General features: G+C 60.5%; 1 protein-coding gene. It reads left to right on the forward strand.

Annotated features, from left to right (window positions below; translation table 11 throughout):
• The first annotated feature begins 276 nt into the window (after window positions 1-276).
• Window positions 277-19,809: an immunoglobulin-like domain-containing protein gene (locus tag AC1MEW_RS02530; protein WP_480425339.1), complete on the forward strand. Its 19,533-nt coding sequence runs from the start codon at window positions 277-279 to the stop codon at window positions 19,807-19,809.
• Window positions 19,810-19,883 lie beyond the last annotated feature (74 nt).

Here is a 19,883-nt window from a genome sequence, read left to right on the forward strand (position 1 = left end):
GTCGGAAAGTTCAAAACAGGAACTGGATCACACGCTGTAGGACAGGTCGCCGCGTTAAATATCAATGTGACATTACTGGGGCGATTGTTTAGGATGGCACCCATAAGGTCAATAGTTTGGCATAAAGTTAATAACGAAAGAATATAGCCAAATTATTGACGGATCGTAGCGTCAATCTTGTGCGTTAATTTTCAAAAAAGTACGTCCAGACTGCTTTGGCAAGTTCGCCATCAGGTCCATGGAAGTCAACTGAACGTGACACCCGGAGAGTCTTCAATGAGCAGTGTTGTTGCCATCGTCAAAAGCATTGTTGGTCAGGTTTTCGCGGTGTCCCCAGAGGGCGTCCGCCGCGTACTCATTGAAGGCGACCGGCTGTTTGTCGGCGATCAGGTAGACACCGGTGCCGCTGGCGCCGTCACGCTCGAATTGGCCGATGGCCGCACCCTGGACCTGGGCCGCGACACTCAGTGGAGTGGCACCGATCCGGACTCCACCACCAACTTGGCAGAAGCCACTGCACAAGCCGCGCCATCGGTTGAAGAACTGCAGCAAGCCATCGCTGCCGGCGCCGACCCGACGACTGCATTTGAAGCGGCCGCAGCCGGTCCGGCAGCAGCGGGCACGGGTGGTGCGGCCGGTGGCGGTCACAGTTTCGTGGTATTGGATGCAACCGCTGGCCGGGTAGACCCGACCATTGGTTTCCCGACCGCGGGCATCGGCTCTACCGCGCTGGCCACACAAAACTTCGTCGGTGCCCAGACCACCAACAACGCCACCGTCGTTAACGCCTCGACCCTGAGCCTCAGCGCCACGCCGACTATCACCGAAGCCGGCGGCGTACTGGTTTACACCGCAACCCTGACCCAGGCACCGACCAGCGACCTGACCATCTCCCTGTCCAACGGCTCGGTGATCGTGATTCAGGCCGGCCAGACCACCGGCACCGTCAACGTGACACTGGCACCACACGACACCGTCTATAACGACGCGACTCAGATCAACGTTACGGTCACTGGCACCACCGGTGGTGCCGGCATCCTCGTCACCCCGCCGACCGTGCCGGCCGTGACTCAGGTCACCGACACTATCGACACCACTACCGTCACCTTGACGGCGGGCGGCACCGTCACTGAAGGCGGGCAAATCACCTACACCGCAACACTGACCAATCCGGCTCAGACCCCGGTTACCGTGACCCTGTCCAACGGTTCGACCATCACCATCGACGCCGGCAAAACCACTGGCACTGTGAACGTTCCGACGCCAGCCAATGACGTCTATAACAATGGCAGCACCGTCACCACCACGATCACCGGCGCAACAGGCGGCAATTTTGAGAACCTGGCCCCAAATCCGACGCCAGCGGTCACAACCATTACCGATTCGATCGACACCACTACCGTCACGCTGACAGCGGGCTCGACGGTCACTGAAGGCGGCCAGATCACTTACACCGCGACCCTGACCAATCCGGCTCAGACGCCAGTCACGGTGACGCTGTCCAACGGCTCGACCATCACCATCGACGCCGGCAAAACCACTGGCACTGTGAACGTTCCGACGCCAGCCAATGACGTCTACAACAACGGCAGCACCGTCAGCACCACGATCACCGGCACTACGGGCGGCAATTTCGAGAACCTGGCGCCGAACCCGGCCCCGGCGGTCACGACCATTACCGACTCTGTCGACAACACCGGGCTTACCCTGACGGCGACTGGCAGTGTTACCGAAGGCGGCCAGATCACCTACACCGCGACCCTGACCAACCCGGCTCAGACGCCAGTGACCGTGACCCTGTCCAACGGCTCGACCATTACCATTGAAGCCGGTAAAACCACCGGCTCGGTGCACGTCGATACCCCGGCCAATGATGTCTATCAGAACGGCAGCACCGTTAGCACCACAATCACCGGCGCAACGGGCGGCAACTTCGAACAGCTGACCCCGAACCCGGCTCCAGCCGTGACGACCATCACTGATTCGGTGGACAACACCGGCCTGACACTGACAGCCAGCGGCTCTGTCACCGAGGGCGGCCAGATCACTTACACCGCTACCTTGACCAACGCGGCGCAAACGCCAGTGACCGTGACGCTGTCCAACGGTTCGACCATCACTATTGAAGCCGGTAAAACCACTGGCTCGGTGCACGTCGATACCCCGGCAAACGATGTCTACAACAACGGCAGTACCGTCACCACGACGATCACCGGCGTAACGGGCGGCAACTTCGAACAGTTGACCCCGAACCCGGCTCCAGCCGTGACGACCATCACTGATTCGGTGGACAACACCGGCCTGACACTGACAGCCAGCGGCTCTGTCACCGAGGGCGGCCAGATCACTTACACCGCTACCTTGACCAACGCGGCGCAAACGCCCGTTACCGTGACGCTGTCCAACGGTTCGACCATCACTATTGAAGCCGGTAAAACCACTGGCTCGGTGCACGTCGATACCCCGGCCAATGACGTCTATCAGAACGGCAGCACTGTCAGCACCACAATTACCGGGACCACCGGCGGCAATTTCGAGAACCTGGTACCGAATCCAGCACCAGCGGTCACGACCATCACGGATTCGATCGACACCACCACTGTTACGCTGACAGCGGATTCGACTGTCACCGAAGGCGGCCAGATCACCTATACCGCCACCTTGACCAACGCGGCGCAAACGCCAGTTACTGTCACGCTGTCCAACGGTTCGACCATCACTATTGAAGCCGGTAAAACCACTGGCTCAGTGCACGTCGACACCCCGGCCAATGACGTCTATCAGAACGGCAGTACCGTCAACACCACGATTACCGGCACTACTGGCGGCAACTTCGAACAGTTGACCCCGAACCCGGCTCCGGCCGTGACGACCATCACCGACTCGATCGACAACACCGGCCTGAGCCTCACCGCGACCGGCACTGTTGTCGAAGGCGGCCAGATTGTTTACACCGCAACCCTGACCAACCCGGCCGGCACGCCGATGACCGTGACCTTGAGCAATGGCTCGGTCATTACCATCGAAGCGGGCAAAACCACCGGCAGCGTCACCGTCGATACCCCGCCGAACGACGTCTACAACAATGGCAGCACCGTCAGCACTACGATCACTGGCACTGCCGGCGGTAATTTCGAGCAACTGACCCCGAGCACCGAGCCGGCGCTGACTACCATCACCGACTCGAAAGACACCACGGGCCTGAGCCTGAGCGCGACTGATACCGTGGCTGAAGGTGGTTCGATTGTTTACACCGCCACCCTGACCAATGCCGCTGGCACCCCGGTAACCGTGACCTTGTCGAACGGCTCGGTGATCACCATCGATGCGGGTAAAACCACCGGCACCGTCACCGTCGCAGCTCCGGCCGATGACGTTTATAAAGACGCCGGCAAAGTTGAAGTCACCGTTAAAGATGCCGCTGGCGGCAACTTTGAGAATCTGGTGACCAATCCAGCTGCGGCCGTGACCAACGTCACTGACACCATCGACACCTCGACCGTGACTCTGAAGGCTGATCCATCCGCGGCTGAAGGTGGCACCGTCACTTACACCGCGACGGTCGGTCAGCCAGTGACAGGTTCGCCAGTCACCGTAACCTTGGCCAACGGCCAGACCATCACCATCGACATCGGTAAAACCACTGGCACCGTGACCGCCATCGCGCCTAACGACGCATTGAATGGCCATGCGCCACTGACCAACTCGATCACCAACGTGAGCGGTGGCAACTACGAAAACCTGGTCGCCGACAAAACCCCGGTTTCGACTAACGTCACTGACACCGTAGACACCACAACCCTCAGCCTGAGCGCGACTGACTCGGTCGCCGAGGGTGGCCAGATCACCTACACCGCCACCCTGACCAATGCGGCCGGCACGCCAGTGACCGTCACACTGAGCAACGGCGCTGTTATAACCATTGATGCGGGCAAAACCACGGGAACCGTCACCGTCGCAGCCCCGGCCGATGACGTTTACAAGGATGCTGGCAAAGTTGAAGTCACTGTTAAAGATGCCGCTGGCGGTAACTTTGAGAATCTGGTGACCAATCCAGCTGCGGCCGTGACCAACGTCACTGACACCATCGACACCTCGACCGTGACTCTGAAGGCTGATCCATCCGCGGCTGAAGGTGGCACCGTCACTTACACCGCGACGGTCGGTCAGCCAGTGACAGGTTCGCCAGTCACCGTAACCTTGGCCAACGGCCAGACCATCACCATCGACATCGGTAAAACCACTGGCACCGTGACCGCCATCGCGCCTAACGACGCATTGAATGGCCATGCGCCACTGACCAACTCGATCAGCAACGTGAGCGGTGGCAACTACGAAAACCTGGTCGCCGACAAAACCCCGGTTTCGACTAACGTCACTGACACCGTAGACACCACAACCCTCAGCCTGAGCGCGACTGACTCGGTCGCCGAGGGTGGCCAGATCACCTACACCGCCACCCTGACCAATGCGGCCGGCACGCCCGTGACCGTCACACTGAGCAACGGCGCTGTTATAACCATTGATGCGGGCAAAACCACGGGAACCGTCACCGTCGCAGCCCCGGCCGATGACGTTTACAAGGATGCTGGCAAAGTTGAAGTCACTGTTAAAGATGCCGCTGGCGGTAACTTTGAGAATCTGGTGACCAATCCGGCTGCGGCCGTGACCAACGTCACCGATACCATCGACACCTCGACCGTTACGCTGAAGGCTGATCCATCCGCGGCTGAAGGTGGCACCGTCACTTACACCGCGACGGTCGGTCAGCCAGTGACAGGTTCGCCAGTCACCGTAACCTTGGCCAACGGCCAGACCATCACCATCGACATCGGTAAAACCACTGGCACCGTGACCGCCATCGCGCCTAACGACGCATTGAATGGCCATGCGCCACTGACCAACTCGATCACCAACGTGAGCGGTGGCAACTACGAAAACCTGGTGGCCGACAAAACCCCGGTTTCGACTAACGTCACTGACACCGTAGACACCACGACCCTCAGCCTGACCGCGACTGATACCGTGGCTGAAGGCGGTTCGATTGTTTACACCGCGACACTGACTAACGCGGCCGGCACCCCGGTAACCGTGACCTTGTCGAACGGCTCGGTGATCACCATCGATGCGGGTAAAACCACCGGCACCGTCACCGTCGCAGCCCCGGCCGATGACGTGTATAAAGACGCCGGCAAAGTTGAAGTCACTGTCAAAGATGCCGCTGGCGGTAACTTCGAGAACCTGGTGACCAATCCGGCTGCGGCCGTGACCAACGTCACCGACACCATCGACACCTCGACCGTCACCTTGAAGGCTGATCCATCCGCAGCTGAAGGTGGCACCGTCACTTACACCGCCACCGTCGGCCAGCCAGTGACTGGCTCGCCAGTCACCGTAACCTTGGCCAACGGCCAGACCATCACCATCGACATCGGTAAAACCACTGGCACCGTCACCGCCGTTGCACCGAACGACGCGCTCAACGGTCATGCGCCACTGACTAACTCGATCAGCAACGTCAGCGGCGGTAACTACGAAAACCTGGTGGCCGACAAAACCCCGGTTTCGACTAACGTCACTGATACCGTAGACACCACGACCCTCAGCCTGAGCGCGACTGATACCGTAGCTGAAGGCGGTTCGATTGTTTACACCGCGACACTGACCAATGCTGCCGGCACACCCGTGACTGTCACCTTGAGCAATGGCTCGGTGATCACCATCGACGCCGGCAAAACCACGGGCACCGTCACCGTCGCAGCCCCGGCCGATGACGTTTATAAAGACGCCGGCAAAGTTGAAGTCACCGTTAAAGATGCCGCTGGCGGTAACTTTGAGAACCTGGTGACCAATCCGGCTGCGGCCGTGACCAACGTCACCGATACCATCGACACCTCGACCGTTACGCTGAAGGCTGATCCATCCGCAGCTGAAGGTGGCACCGTCACTTACACCGCCACCGTCGGCCAACCAGTGACTGGCAGCGCGGTCATCGTGACCTTGGCCAACGGCCAAAACATCACCATCGACATCGGCAAAACCAGCGGGACCGTCACCGCGATTGCACCGAACGACGCGCTCAACGGTCACGCGCCACTGACCAACTCGATTACTGGTGTAAGCGGCGGCAACTACGAAAACCTGGTCGCCGACAAAACGCCGGTTTCGACTACGGTCACTGACACCGTTGATACCACCACGCTGAGCCTTGGCGCGACAGACTCGGTCGCTGAAGGTGGCCAGATCACCTACACCGCCACCCTGTCCAACGCGGCCGGCACACCCGTGACCGTCACCTTGAGCAATGGCTCGGTGATCACCATCGACGCTGGCAAAACTACCGGTTCCGTCACCGTCGCAGCTCCGGCCGATGACGTTTACAAAGATGCTGGCAAAGTTGAAGTCACTGTCAAAGACGCGGCTGGCGGTAACTTCGAGAACCTGGTGACCAATCCGGCTGCGGCCGTGACCAACGTCACTGACACCATCGACACCTCGACCGTTACCTTGAAGGCTGATCCATCGGCGGCTGAAGGTGGCACCGTCACTTACACCGCCACCGTCGGCCAACCAGTGACTGGCAGCGCGGTCATCGTGACCTTGGCCAACGGCCAAAACATCACCATCGACATCGGCAAAACCAGCGGGACCGTCACAGCCGTTGCACCGAACGACGCGTTGAACGGTCATGCGCCACTGACTAACTCGATCACCGACGTTAGCGGCGGTAACTACGAAAACCTGGTGGCCGACAAAACCCCGGTCAGCACCACTGTGACCGACACGGTTGATACCACCACGCTGAGCCTGAGCGCGACTGATACCGTAGCTGAAGGCGGTTCGATTGTTTACACCGCTACCTTGACCAACGCCGCTGGCACCCCGGTAACCGTGACCTTGTCGAACGGCTCGGTGATCACCATCGACGCCGGTAAAACCACGGGAACCGTAACGGTCGATGCACCAAAAGACGACGTCTACCTCGACGCCGGCAAGGTCAGCGCCACAATTACCACCGCGACCGGCGGCAATTTCGAAAGCCTCGTACCGAGCACGGCTGCGGCCGTGACCAACGTCACCGACACCATCGACACCTCGACCGTTACCTTGAAGGCTGATCCATCCGCGGCTGAAGGTGGCACCGTCACTTACACCGCGACGGTTGGCCAGCCAGTGACTGGCAGCGCGGTCATCGTGACCTTGGCCAACGGCCAGACCATCACGATCGACATCGGCAAAACCACCGGCACCGTGACCGCCATCGCGCCTAACGACGCGTTGAATGGTCATGCGCCGTTGACTAACTCGATTACGGGTGTAAGCGGCGGTAACTACGAAAACCTGGTCGCTGACAAGACACCGGTTTCGACCACGGTCACTGACACCGTAGACACCACAACCCTCAGCCTGAGCGCGACTGATACCGTAGCTGAAGGCGGTTCGATCATTTACACCGCCACCCTGACCAATGCGGCTGGCACCCCGGTAACCGTGACCTTGTCGAACGGCTCGGTGATCACCATCGATGCCGGTAAAACCACGGGCACCGTGACCGTCCCAGCGCCAGCCGATGACGTCTATAAAGACGCCGGCAAAGTTGAAGTCACTGTTAAAGATGCCGCTGGCGGTAACTTTGAGAACCTGGTGACCAATCCGGCTGCGGCCGTGACCAACGTCACCGACACCATCGACACCTCGACCGTTACCTTGAAGGCTGATCCATCCGCGGCAGAAGGTGGCACCGTCACTTACACCGCCACCGTCGGCCAGCCAGTGACTGGCTCGCCAGTCACCGTAACCTTGGCCAACGGCCAGACCATCACAATCGACATCGGTAAAACCAGCGGCACCGTTAACGCTGTTGCACCGAACGATGCCCTCAACGGTCATGCGCCACTGACCAACTCGATCACCAACGTGAGCGGCGGCAATTACGAAAACCTGGTGGCCGACAAAACGCCGGTTTCGACTAACGTCACTGACACCATCGACACCACCAACCTGTCGTTGACCGCAACCAACTCGGTGGCCGAAGGTGGTCAGATCGTTTACACCGCGACACTGACTAATGCGGCCGGCACGCCGGTAACCGTGACCTTGTCGAATGGCTCGGTGATCACCATCGATGCTGGCAAAACCACGGGAACCGTAACGGTCGATGCACCAAAAGACGACGTCTACCTCGACGCCGGCAAGGTCAGCGCCACAATTACCACCGCGACCGGCGGCAATTTCGAAAGCCTCGTACCGAGCACGGCTGCGGCCGTGACCAACGTCACCGACACCATCGACACCTCGACCGTTACCTTGAAGGCTGATCCATCCGCGGCTGAAGGTGGCACCGTCACTTACACCGCGACGGTTGGCCAGCCAGTGACTGGCAGCGCGGTCATCGTGACCTTGGCCAACGGCCAGACCATCACGATCGACATCGGCAAAACCACCGGCACCGTGACCGCCATCGCGCCTAACGACGCGTTGAATGGTCATGCGCCGTTGACTAACTCGATTACGGGTGTAAGCGGCGGTAACTACGAAAACCTGGTCGCTGACAAGACACCGGTTTCGACCACGGTCACTGACACCGTAGACACCACAACCCTCAGCCTGAGCGCGACTGATACCGTAGCTGAAGGCGGTTCGATCATTTACACCGCCACCCTGACCAATGCGGCTGGCACCCCGGTAACCGTGACCTTGTCGAACGGCTCGGTGATCACCATCGATGCCGGTAAAACCACGGGCACCGTGACCGTCCCAGCGCCAGCCGATGACGTCTATAAAGACGCCGGCAAAGTTGAAGTCACTGTTAAAGATGCCGCTGGCGGTAACTTTGAGAACCTGGTGACCAATCCGGCTGCGGCCGTGACCAACGTCACCGACACCATCGACACCTCGACCGTTACCTTGAAGGCTGATCCATCGGCGGCTGAAGGTGGCACCGTCACTTACACCGCCACCGTCGGCCAGCCAGTGACTGGCTCGCCGGTCACCGTATCGTTGGCCAACGGCCAGACCATCACGATCGACATCGGCAAAACCACTGGCACCGTGACCGCCATTGCGCCTAACGACGCGTTGAACGGTCATGCGCCGCTGACTAACTCGATCACCAACGTGAGCGGTGGTAACTACGAAAACCTGGTCGCCGACAAAACGCCGGTTTCGACTAACGTCACTGACACCATCGACACCACCAACCTGTCGTTGACCGCAACCAACTCGGTGGCCGAAGGTGGTCAGATCGTTTACACCGCGACACTGACTAATGCGGCCGGCACGCCGGTAACCGTGACCTTGTCGAATGGCTCGGTGATCACCATCGATGCTGGCAAAACCACGGGAACCGTAACGGTCGATGCACCAAAAGACGACGTCTACCTCGACGCCGGCAAGGTCAGCGCCACAATTACCACCGCGACCGGCGGCAATTTCGAAAGCCTCGTACCGAGCACGGCTGCGGCCGTGACCAACGTCACTGACACCATCGACACCTCGACCGTTACTCTGAAGGCTGATCCATCCGCGACTGAAGGTGGCACCGTCACTTACACCGCGACGGTCGGTCAGCCAGTGACTGGCAGCCCGGTTACCGTGACCTTGGCCAACGGCCAGACCATCACGATCGACATCGGCAAAACCACCGGCACCGTGACCGCCATCGCGCCTAACGACGCGTTGAATGGTCATGCGCCGTTGACTAACTCGATTACGGGTGTAAGCGGCGGCAACTACGAAAACCTGGTCGCCGACAAAACGCCGGTTTCGACTAACGTCACTGACACCATCGACACCACCAACCTGTCGTTGACCGCAACCAACTCGGTGGCCGAAGGTGGTCAGATCGTTTACACCGCGACACTGACTAATGCGGCCGGCACGCCGGTAACCGTGACCTTGTCGAATGGCTCGGTGATCACCATCGATACTGGCAAAACCACGGGAACCGTAACGGTCGATGCACCAAAAGACGACGTCTACCTCGACGCCGGCAAGGTCAGCGCCACAATTACCACCGCGACCGGCGGCAATTTCGAAAGCCTCGTACCGAGCACGGCTGCGGCCGTGACCAACGTCACTGACACCATCGACACCTCGACCGTTACTCTGAAGGCTGATCCATCCGCGACTGAAGGTGGCACCGTCACTTACACCGCCACCGTCGGTCAGCCAGTGACTGGCAGCCCGGTTACCGTGACCTTGGCCAACGGCCAAAACATCACCATCGATATCGGTAAAACCACGGGCACCGTCACCGCGATTGCACCGAACGACGCGCTCAACGGTCATGCGCCACTGACCAACTCGATTACTGGTGTAAGCGGCGGCAACTACGAAAACCTGGTCGCCGACAAAACGCCGGTTTCGACTAACGTCACTGACACCATCGACACCACCAACCTGTCGTTGACCGCAACCAACTCGGTGGCCGAAGGTGGTCAGATCGTTTACACCGCGACACTGACTAATGCGGCCGGCACGCCGGTAACCGTGACCTTGTCGAATGGCTCGGTGATCACCATCGATGCTGGCAAAACCACGGGAACCGTAACGGTCGATGCACCAAAAGACGACGTCTACCTCGACGCCGGCAAGGTCAGCGCCACAATTACCACCGCGACCGGCGGCAATTTCGAAAGCCTCGTACCGAGCACGGCTGCGGCCGTGACCAACGTCACTGACACCATCGACACCTCGACCGTTACTCTGAAGGCTGATCCATCCGCGACTGAAGGTGGCACCGTCACTTACACCGCGACGGTCGGTCAGCCAGTGACTGGCAGCCCGGTTACCGTGACCTTGGCCAACGGCCAGACCATCACGATCGACATCGGCAAAACCACCGGCACCGTGACCGCCATCGCGCCTAACGACGCGTTGAATGGTCATGCGCCGTTGACTAACTCGATTACGGGTGTAAGCGGCGGCAACTACGAAAACCTGGTCGCCGACAAAACGCCGGTTTCGACTAACGTCACTGACACCATCGACACCACCAACCTGTCGTTGACCGCAACCAACTCGGTGGCCGAAGGTGGTCAGATCGTTTACACCGCGACACTGACTAATGCGGCCGGCACGCCGGTAACCGTGACCTTGTCGAATGGCTCGGTGATCACCATCGATACTGGCAAAACCACGGGAACCGTAACGGTCGATGCACCAAAAGACGACGTCTACCTCGACGCCGGCAAGGTCAGCGCCACAATTACCACCGCGACCGGCGGCAATTTCGAAAGCCTCGTACCGAGCACGGCTGCGGCCGTGACCAACGTCACCGATACCATCGACACCTCGACCGTTACCTTGAAGGCTGATCCATCGGCGGCAGAAGGTGGCACCGTCACTTACACCGCCACCGTCGGCCAGCCTGTGACAGGTTCGCCAGTGACCGTGACCTTGGCCAACGGCCAGACCATCACCATCGACATCGGCAAAACCACGGGCACCGTCACCGCCATTGCGCCTAACGACGCGTTGAACGGTCATGCGCCGCTGACTAACTCGATCACCAACGTGAGCGGTGGTAACTACGAAAACCTGGTCGCCGACAAAACGCCGGTTTCGACTAACGTCACTGACACCATCGACACCACCAACCTGTCGTTGACCGCAACCAACACCGTCGCTGAAGGTGGCCAGATCACCTACACCGCAACCCTGACCAACGCGGCCGGCACCCCGGTGACCGTGACGCTGAGCAACGGCTCGGTGATCACCATCGACGCCGGTAAAACCACGGGCACCGTGACCGTCGCGGCCCCAGCCGATGACGTGTACAAGGATGCCGGCACCGTTCAAGCCACCATCAAAGGTGCCACTGGCGGTAACTTCGAGAACCTGGCGACCAATCCGGCTGCGGCCGTGACCAACGTCACCGACACCATCGACACCTCGACCGTCACCCTGAAGGCTGATCCATCCGCAGCTGAAGGTGGCACCGTCACTTACACCGCGTCGGTCGGCCAACCAGTGACTGGCAGCGCGGTCATCGTGACCTTGGCCAACGGCCAGAACATCACCATCGACATCGGCAAAACCAGCGGGACCGTCACCGCGATTGCACCGAACGACGCGCTCAACGGTCATGCGCCGTTGACTAACTCGATCAGCAACGTGAGCGGCGGTAACTACGAAAACCTGGTCGCCGACAAAACGCCGGTTTCGACTAACGTCACTGACACCATCGACACCACCAACCTGTCGTTGACCGCAACCAACTCGGTGGCCGAAGGTGGTCAGATCGTTTACACCGCGACACTGACTAATGCGGCCGGCACGCCGGTAACCGTGACCTTGTCGAATGGCTCGGTGATCACCATCGATGCTGGCAAAACCACGGGAACCGTAACGGTCGATGCACCAAAAGACGACGTCTACCTCGACGCCGGCAAGGTCAGCGCCACAATTACCACCGCGACCGGCGGCAATTTCGAAAGCCTCGTACCGAGCACGGCTGCGGCCGTGACCAACGTCACTGACACCATCGACACCTCGACCGTTACTCTGAAGGCTGATCCATCCGCGACTGAAGGTGGCACCGTCACTTACACCGCGACGGTCGGTCAGCCAGTGACAGGTTCGCCAGTCACCGTAACCTTGGCCAACGGCCAGACCATCACCATCGACATCGGCAAAACCAGCGGCACCGTGACCGCCATCGCGCCAAACGACGCGTTGAATGGTCATGCGCCACTGACCAACTCGATCACCAACGTGAGCGGTGGTAACTACGAAAACCTGGTGGCCGACAAAACCCCGGTCAGCACCACGGTGACCGACACCATCGACACCACCAACCTGTCGTTGACCGCAACCAACTCGGTGGCCGAAGGTGGTCAGATCGTTTACACCGCAACCCTGACTAACGCGGCCGGCACGCCGGTAACCGTGACCTTGTCGAATGGCTCGGTGATCACCATCGATGCTGGCAAAACCACGGGAACCGTAACGGTCGATGCACCAAAAGACGACGTCTACCTCGACGCCGGCAAGGTCAGCGCCACAATTACCACCGCGACCGGCGGCAATTTCGAAAGCCTCGTACCGAGCACGGCTGCGGCCGTGACCAACGTCACCGACACCATCGACACCTCGACCGTCACCCTGAAGGCTGATCCATCCGCGACTGAAGGTGGCACCGTCACTTACACCGCGACGGTCGGTCAGCCAGTGACAGGTTCGCCAGTCACCGTAACCTTGGCCAACGGCCAGACCATCACCATCGACATCGGCAAAACCAGCGGCACCGTGACCGCCATCGCGCCAAACGACGCGTTGAATGGTCATGCGCCACTGACCAACTCGATCACCAACGTGAGCGGTGGTAACTACGAAAACCTGGTGGCCGACAAAACCCCGGTCAGCACCACGGTGACCGACACCATCGACACCACCAACCTGTCGTTGACCGCAACCAACTCGGTGGCCGAAGGTGGTCAGATCGTTTACACCGCAACCCTGACTAACGCGGCCGGCACGCCGGTAACCGTGACCTTGTCGAATGGCTCGGTGATCACCATCGATGCTGGCAAAACCACGGGAACCGTAACGGTCGATGCACCAAAAGACGACGTCTACCTCGACGCCGGCAAGGTCAGCGCCACAATTACCACCGCGACCGGCGGCAATTTCGAAAGCCTCGTACCGAGCACGGCTGCGGCCGTGACCAACGTCACCGACACCATCGACACCTCGACCGTCACCCTGAAGGCTGATCCATCCGCGGCTGAAGGTGGCACCGTCACCTACACCGCCACCGTCGGCCAACCAGTGACTGGCAGCGCGGTCATCGTGACCTTGGCCAACGGCCAGACCATCACCATCGACATCGGCAAAACCACTGGCACCGTCACCGCGATTGCACCGAACGACGCGCTCAACGGTCATGCGCCATTGACCAACTCGATCAGCAACGTCAGCGGCGGCAATTACGAAAATCTGGTCGCCGACAAAACCCCGGTCAGCACCACTGTGACCGACACCATCGACACCACCAACCTGTCGTTGACCGCAACCAACACCGTCGCTGAAGGTGGCCAGATCACCTACACCGCAACCCTGACCAACGCGGCCGGCACCCCGGTGACCGTGACGCTGAGCAACGGCTCGGTGATCACCATCGACGCCGGTAAAACCACGGGCACCGTGACCGTCGCGGCCCCAGCCGATGACGTGTACAAGGATGCCGGCACCGTTCAAGCCACCATCAAAGGTGCCACTGGCGGTAACTTCGAGAACCTGGCGACCAATCCGGCTGCGGCCGTGACCAACGTCACCGACACCATCGACACCTCGACCGTCACCCTGAAGGCTGATCCATCCGCAGCTGAAGGTGGCACCGTCACTTACACCGCGTCGGTCGGCCAACCAGTGACTGGCAGCGCGGTCATCGTGACCTTGGCCAACGGCCAGAACATCACCATCGACATCGGCAAAACCAGCGGGACCGTCACCGCGATTGCACCGAACGACGCGCTCAACGGTCATGCGCCGTTGACTAACTCGATCAGCAACGTGAGCGGCGGTAACTACGAAAACCTGGTGGCCGACAAGACGCCGGTTTCGACTAACGTCACTGACACCATCGACACCACCAACCTGTCGTTGACCGCAACCAACACCGTCGCTGAAGGTGGCCAGATCACCTACACCGCCACCCTGACCAATGCGGCTGGCACCCCGGTAACCGTCACCCTGAGCAACGGCTCGGTGATCACCATCGATGCCGGTAAAACCACCGGCACCGTGACCGTCCCAGCGCCAGCCGATGACGTGTACAAAGACGCCGGCACCGTGCAGGCAACGATCACCAAAGCAACCGGTGGCAACTTCGAGAACCTGGCGACCAATCCGGCTGCGGCCGTGACCAACGTCACTGACACCATCGACACCTCGACCGTTACTCTGAAGGCTGATCCATCCGCGGCTGAAGGTGGCACCGTCACTTACACCGCGACGGTTGGCCAGCCAGTGACCGGCTCGCCGGTCACCGTATCGTTGGCCAACGGCCAGACCATCACTATCGACATCGGCAAAACCAGCGGCACCGTTAACGCTGTTGCACCGAACGATGCCCTCAATGGTCACACCCCACTGACCAACTCGATTACTGGTGTAAGCGGCGGCAACTACGAAAACCTGGTCGCCGACAAGACGCCGGTTTCGACTAACGTCACTGACACCATCGACACCACCAACCTGTCGTTGACCGCAACCAACTCGGTGGCCGAAGGTGGTCAGATCACCTACACCGCAACCCTGACCAACGCGGCCGGCACCCCGGTGACCGTCACCCTGAGCAACGGCTCGGTGATCACCATCGACGCCGGTAAAACCACCGGCACCGTGACCGTCCCAGCGCCAGCCGATGACGTGTACAAGGATGCCGGCACCGTTCAAGCCACCATCAAAGGTGCCACTGGCGGTAACTTCGAGAACCTGGCGACCAATCCGGCTGCGGCCGTGACCAACGTCACCGACACCATCGACACCTCGACCGTCACCCTGAAGGCTGATCCATCCGCGGCTGAAGGTGGCACCGTCACCTACACCGCCACCGTCGGCCAACCAGTGACTGGCAGCGCGGTCATCGTGACCTTGGCCAACGGCCAAAACATCACCATCGACATCGGCAAAACCAGCGGGACCGTCACCGCGATTGCACCGAACGACGCGCTCAACGGTCATGCGCCGTTGACTAACTCGATCAGCAACGTGAGCGGCGGTAACTACGAAAACCTGGTGGCCGACAAGACGCCGGTTTCGACTAACGTCACTGACACCATCGACACCACCAACCTGTCGTTGACCGCAACCAACTCGGTGGCCGAAGGTGGCCAGATCACCTACACCGCAACCCTGACCAATGCGGCTGGCACCCCGGTAACCGTGACCTTGTCGAACGGCTCGGTGATCACCATCGACGCTGGCAAAACTACCGGTTCCGTCACCGTCGCGGCTCCGGCCGATGACGTTTACATCGACGCCGGCAAGGTCAGCACCTCGATCACCAATGCCACCGGTGGTAACTTCGAGAACCTGGCCACCAGCAACACGCCTGCCGTGACCAACGTCACCGATACCATCGATAAAACCGAAGTCAGCATCACCGGCAGCACCTCGGTGACTGAAGGCCAGACCGCCAGCTACACCGTCAACCTGACGCACCCGGCGCAAACCGACGTGACGCTGAAAATCGTCTACAGCGGCACTGCCACCGACGGTTCAGACTTCACCGGCGTGTACACCGTGAAAATCCCGGCCGGTGCCAGCACCGCCACCTTCAACGTGGCGACCCTTGACGACAAGATCACCGAAAACACTGAAAATTTCGTGGTCAAGATCGACTCGGCTACGGGCGGCAACTTCGAGAGCCTGGCAGTCAGCGCCACCAACGGCAGCGTCAGCACGACGATCATCGACAACGATGCGCCGCCGGTCATCGACCTCGATGCCAACAACTCCAGCGGCGCCACCGGTGCCGATTACAAGGTGACGTTCACCGAAGGCACCACTGGCCAGGGTGTGTCGATTGCCGACACCGACCTGAAAATCACCGACCCGGACAGCACCATGCTGACCGGCGCCACCATCGTGCTGACCAACCGTCAGGACGGCGATGCGCTGAACCTGGGCAACAGCGTCAATGGCATCACCATTAATGCCAACAGCACCAATGGCACTGTCACGCTGACCCTGTCGGGCAACGCGACGCTCGCTGATTACATGCAGCAGATCAAGAACATCAGCTTCACTAACAGCAGCCACGACCCAAGCACCGTGCCACGGATCATCACCGTGACCGTGACCGATGGCGGCAATTACTCGAATGTCGCGACCACCACCGTCAACGTGGTGGCCGTGAACGACGCGCCAACGGCTGCACCGGTTAACGTCACCGGCACCGAAGACACCCCGCTGATCCTCGGCTGGTCGACCTTCGGCGTCAGCGATGTCGACAGTCCGGCCGCGAGCCTGGGTGTGAAAATCACCGGCCTGCCGGGCGACGGCAAGTTGCAGTACCTGAACGGCTCGACCTGGACCGACGTCACCGTCAACCAGACCGTCACCAAAGCTGACATCGACGCTGGCAAGCTGCACTTCACCCCGGATGCCAATGAATCCGGCACTAACGGCTACGGTGGCACTGGCCTGGGCAACAATCAGGCGGACTACGCGCAGATCAAGTTCCAGCCAACTGACGGCCAACTGCTGGGCAACACCGGCACGGTGAAAATCGACATCACCCCGGTCGCCGATGCACCGTCCCTGAACGTTGCGGACAACAGCGTCAAATCCACCGGACTGGTCAAGGAAGTCTGGACCGGCCTGTCGGGCCTCGGTACCGATGGCAGCGGCGCACCGACCGCCACGCTCAAATCGGTCATCGATGCCGCCGGTACGCCAAACACCATCGGCAACGTCACTAACGTGCAGTCCGACGGCAGCGTGGCCGCCGGTACGGCGTCGAAAACCTTCGGCCTGATCTACCTCGAAGCCGGCAAAACCTACACCTTCACCGGTACCGGCGATGACAGCCTGTTGGTGACCGTCGGCGGCAAAAACGTCGCGGCCACCACGTGGGGCGCGGGCGGTCAGTTGAGCGGCTCGTTCACCCCGACCACCAGCGGCTACTACACCCTGGACATCTACCACCACAACCAGAACGGCCCGGGCAGCTATGACGTCAACCTGTCGGTCAATGGCGGCACCGCCATCGACCTGAGCAGTGCCGGCGTGCCGCTGTACACCGGCGTGGCGGATCTGGCGGCGGCTGGCGTGACGGTTTCCGACCTGCACGGCACCAATGGCGAAGGCTACTACGACGGCTACAAACTCAACGAAGGCTTCGAAGGCACCAACGTTCACCTGTCCGCGATCAATACTGCACTGACCGACACCGACGGCTCCGAAAGCCTGAGCGTGAAAATCAGCGGTATCCCGGCAGGCTCGGTCCTTACCGATGGCGCCGGTCACACCTTCACCGCCACTGCGACCGCCGGCGAAGCCAACGTCACCGGCTGGAACCTCGGCACGCTGACCGTCACCCCGCCGACCTACTTCAACGGCCAGTTCAACCTGACCGTTACCTCGACTTCCACCGAGGCGCTGGGCGGTTCTGCCATCACCACGGCGCAGATCCCGGTTACCGTTTACCCGGCGACGTACAACGCGATCACCGCCACGGCAGCCAGTGACACCATCACCGGCACCGACGGCAACGACATCATGATCGCCGACATCGGCGGCCTGACCGTGGTGCCGGGCACCAACTACAACATCGCCTTCATGGTCGACAGTTCGGGCAGCATGAGCGCGGCGTCGATCAGCGCGGCCAAGGACTCGCTGACGTCGGTGTTCAACACCCTGAAGCAGAGCATGGGCGGCAACTCGGGCACCGTGAACATCTTCCTCGCAGACTTCGATACCCAGGTCAACAAGTCGGTGTCGGTCAACCTGAACGATCCGAATGCGCTGGCTACCCTCAAGACAGTCCTGGACTCGATGTCGTCCGGCGGCGGTACCAACTACGAGGACGTGTTCAAAACCACGGCCAACTGGTTCCAGAGCGCTGATGCCGTGGCTAACACTGGGGCGAAGAACCTCACGTACTTCATCACTGACGGCCAGCCGACCTACTACCAGAGCGGCGAGCAGACCAACCCGACGCTGTACGGCAGCGTGAAGCTCGACGATGTGGTGAAAACCAGCAACTACAAGACCGGCGACACCTTCAGCACGTACATCGACAGCACGCACTACTTCACCATCAGCAGCAACGGTGCGGCGCAGTTGCAGACGTACACGTCGAAATGGGGCTGGAGCACCTCCAACCTGGGCACCGTTCACGCTCAGGGCGACGGCACCTACGAGTTGTCGAACCTGGCGGGCAGCGGCAACAGTACCAGCCAGACCACCGTCGACAACGCCAACAGCAGCTTCGCGATACTGAACGGTCTGTCGCATGTCGACGCCATCGGCATCAACAGCGGTGTGGGCCTCAGCGACCTGAAACCATACGACTCGGACAATAACCCGCAAACCAACATCGACCCGAAAGACCTGGCCAACTCGATCATCGGTCACACCGAAGCGACGCTGCCAGGTTCCGACACGGTCAGCGGCGGTGACGGCAATGACATCCTGTTCGGCGACCTGGTGAGCTTCACCGGCATCGCCGGCGAGGGCTACCAGGCCATGCAGGCGTTCGTCGCCCAGCAAACCGGCGTGGACGTCAGCAAAGTCACCACCAGCAACGTGCACCAGTTCATCACCGAGCACTACACCGCGTTCGACGTGTCCGGCGCCCATGACGGCAACGACACGCTGCTCGGCGGCGCAGGCAATGACATTCTCTTCGGCCAGGGTGGCGACGACGTCCTCGATGGCGGCAAGGGCAATGACATCCTGCTCGGCGGCACCGGTAACGACACGCTGATCGGCGGTCCGGGCAACGACACCCTGATTGGCGGCGCGGGTGCCGACACCTTCGTCTGGAAGGCCGGCGACACCGGCAACGACGTGATCAAGGACTTCAATGCAGGCGAAGGCGACCGCATCGACCTGCGTGATTTGCTGCAGGGCGAGACCGGTAGCACCATCGACAACTTCCTGAAGATCACCACCGTTGATGGTGTGTCGTCGCTGCAAGTCAGCTCGGCGGGCAAGCTCAACTCCACAGACGCTGTGGCGGCGGCCCCGGACGTGACGATCAAACTGGAAGGCAACAACTGGTCCACCGCCAACATTCACTCGTTGATTGCCGGCAGTGACCCAACCATCAAAGTCGACCACAACAACACCTGATCCAACGTAAAACGGCCGCCCTTCTGGGGCGGCCGTCACGTTTGCGCCCATCTCACCGGTGACGATTGCGTCGC

It is taken from the genome of Pseudomonas sp. ASL4, assembly GCF_056680395.1.

Bases quoted from the DNA above. Each gene is read 5' to 3' on its own strand.
- AC1MEW_RS02530 (WP_480425339.1), top strand. From the start codon at position 277: ATGAGCAGTGTTGTTGCCATCGTCAAAAGCATTGTTGGTCAGGTTTTC.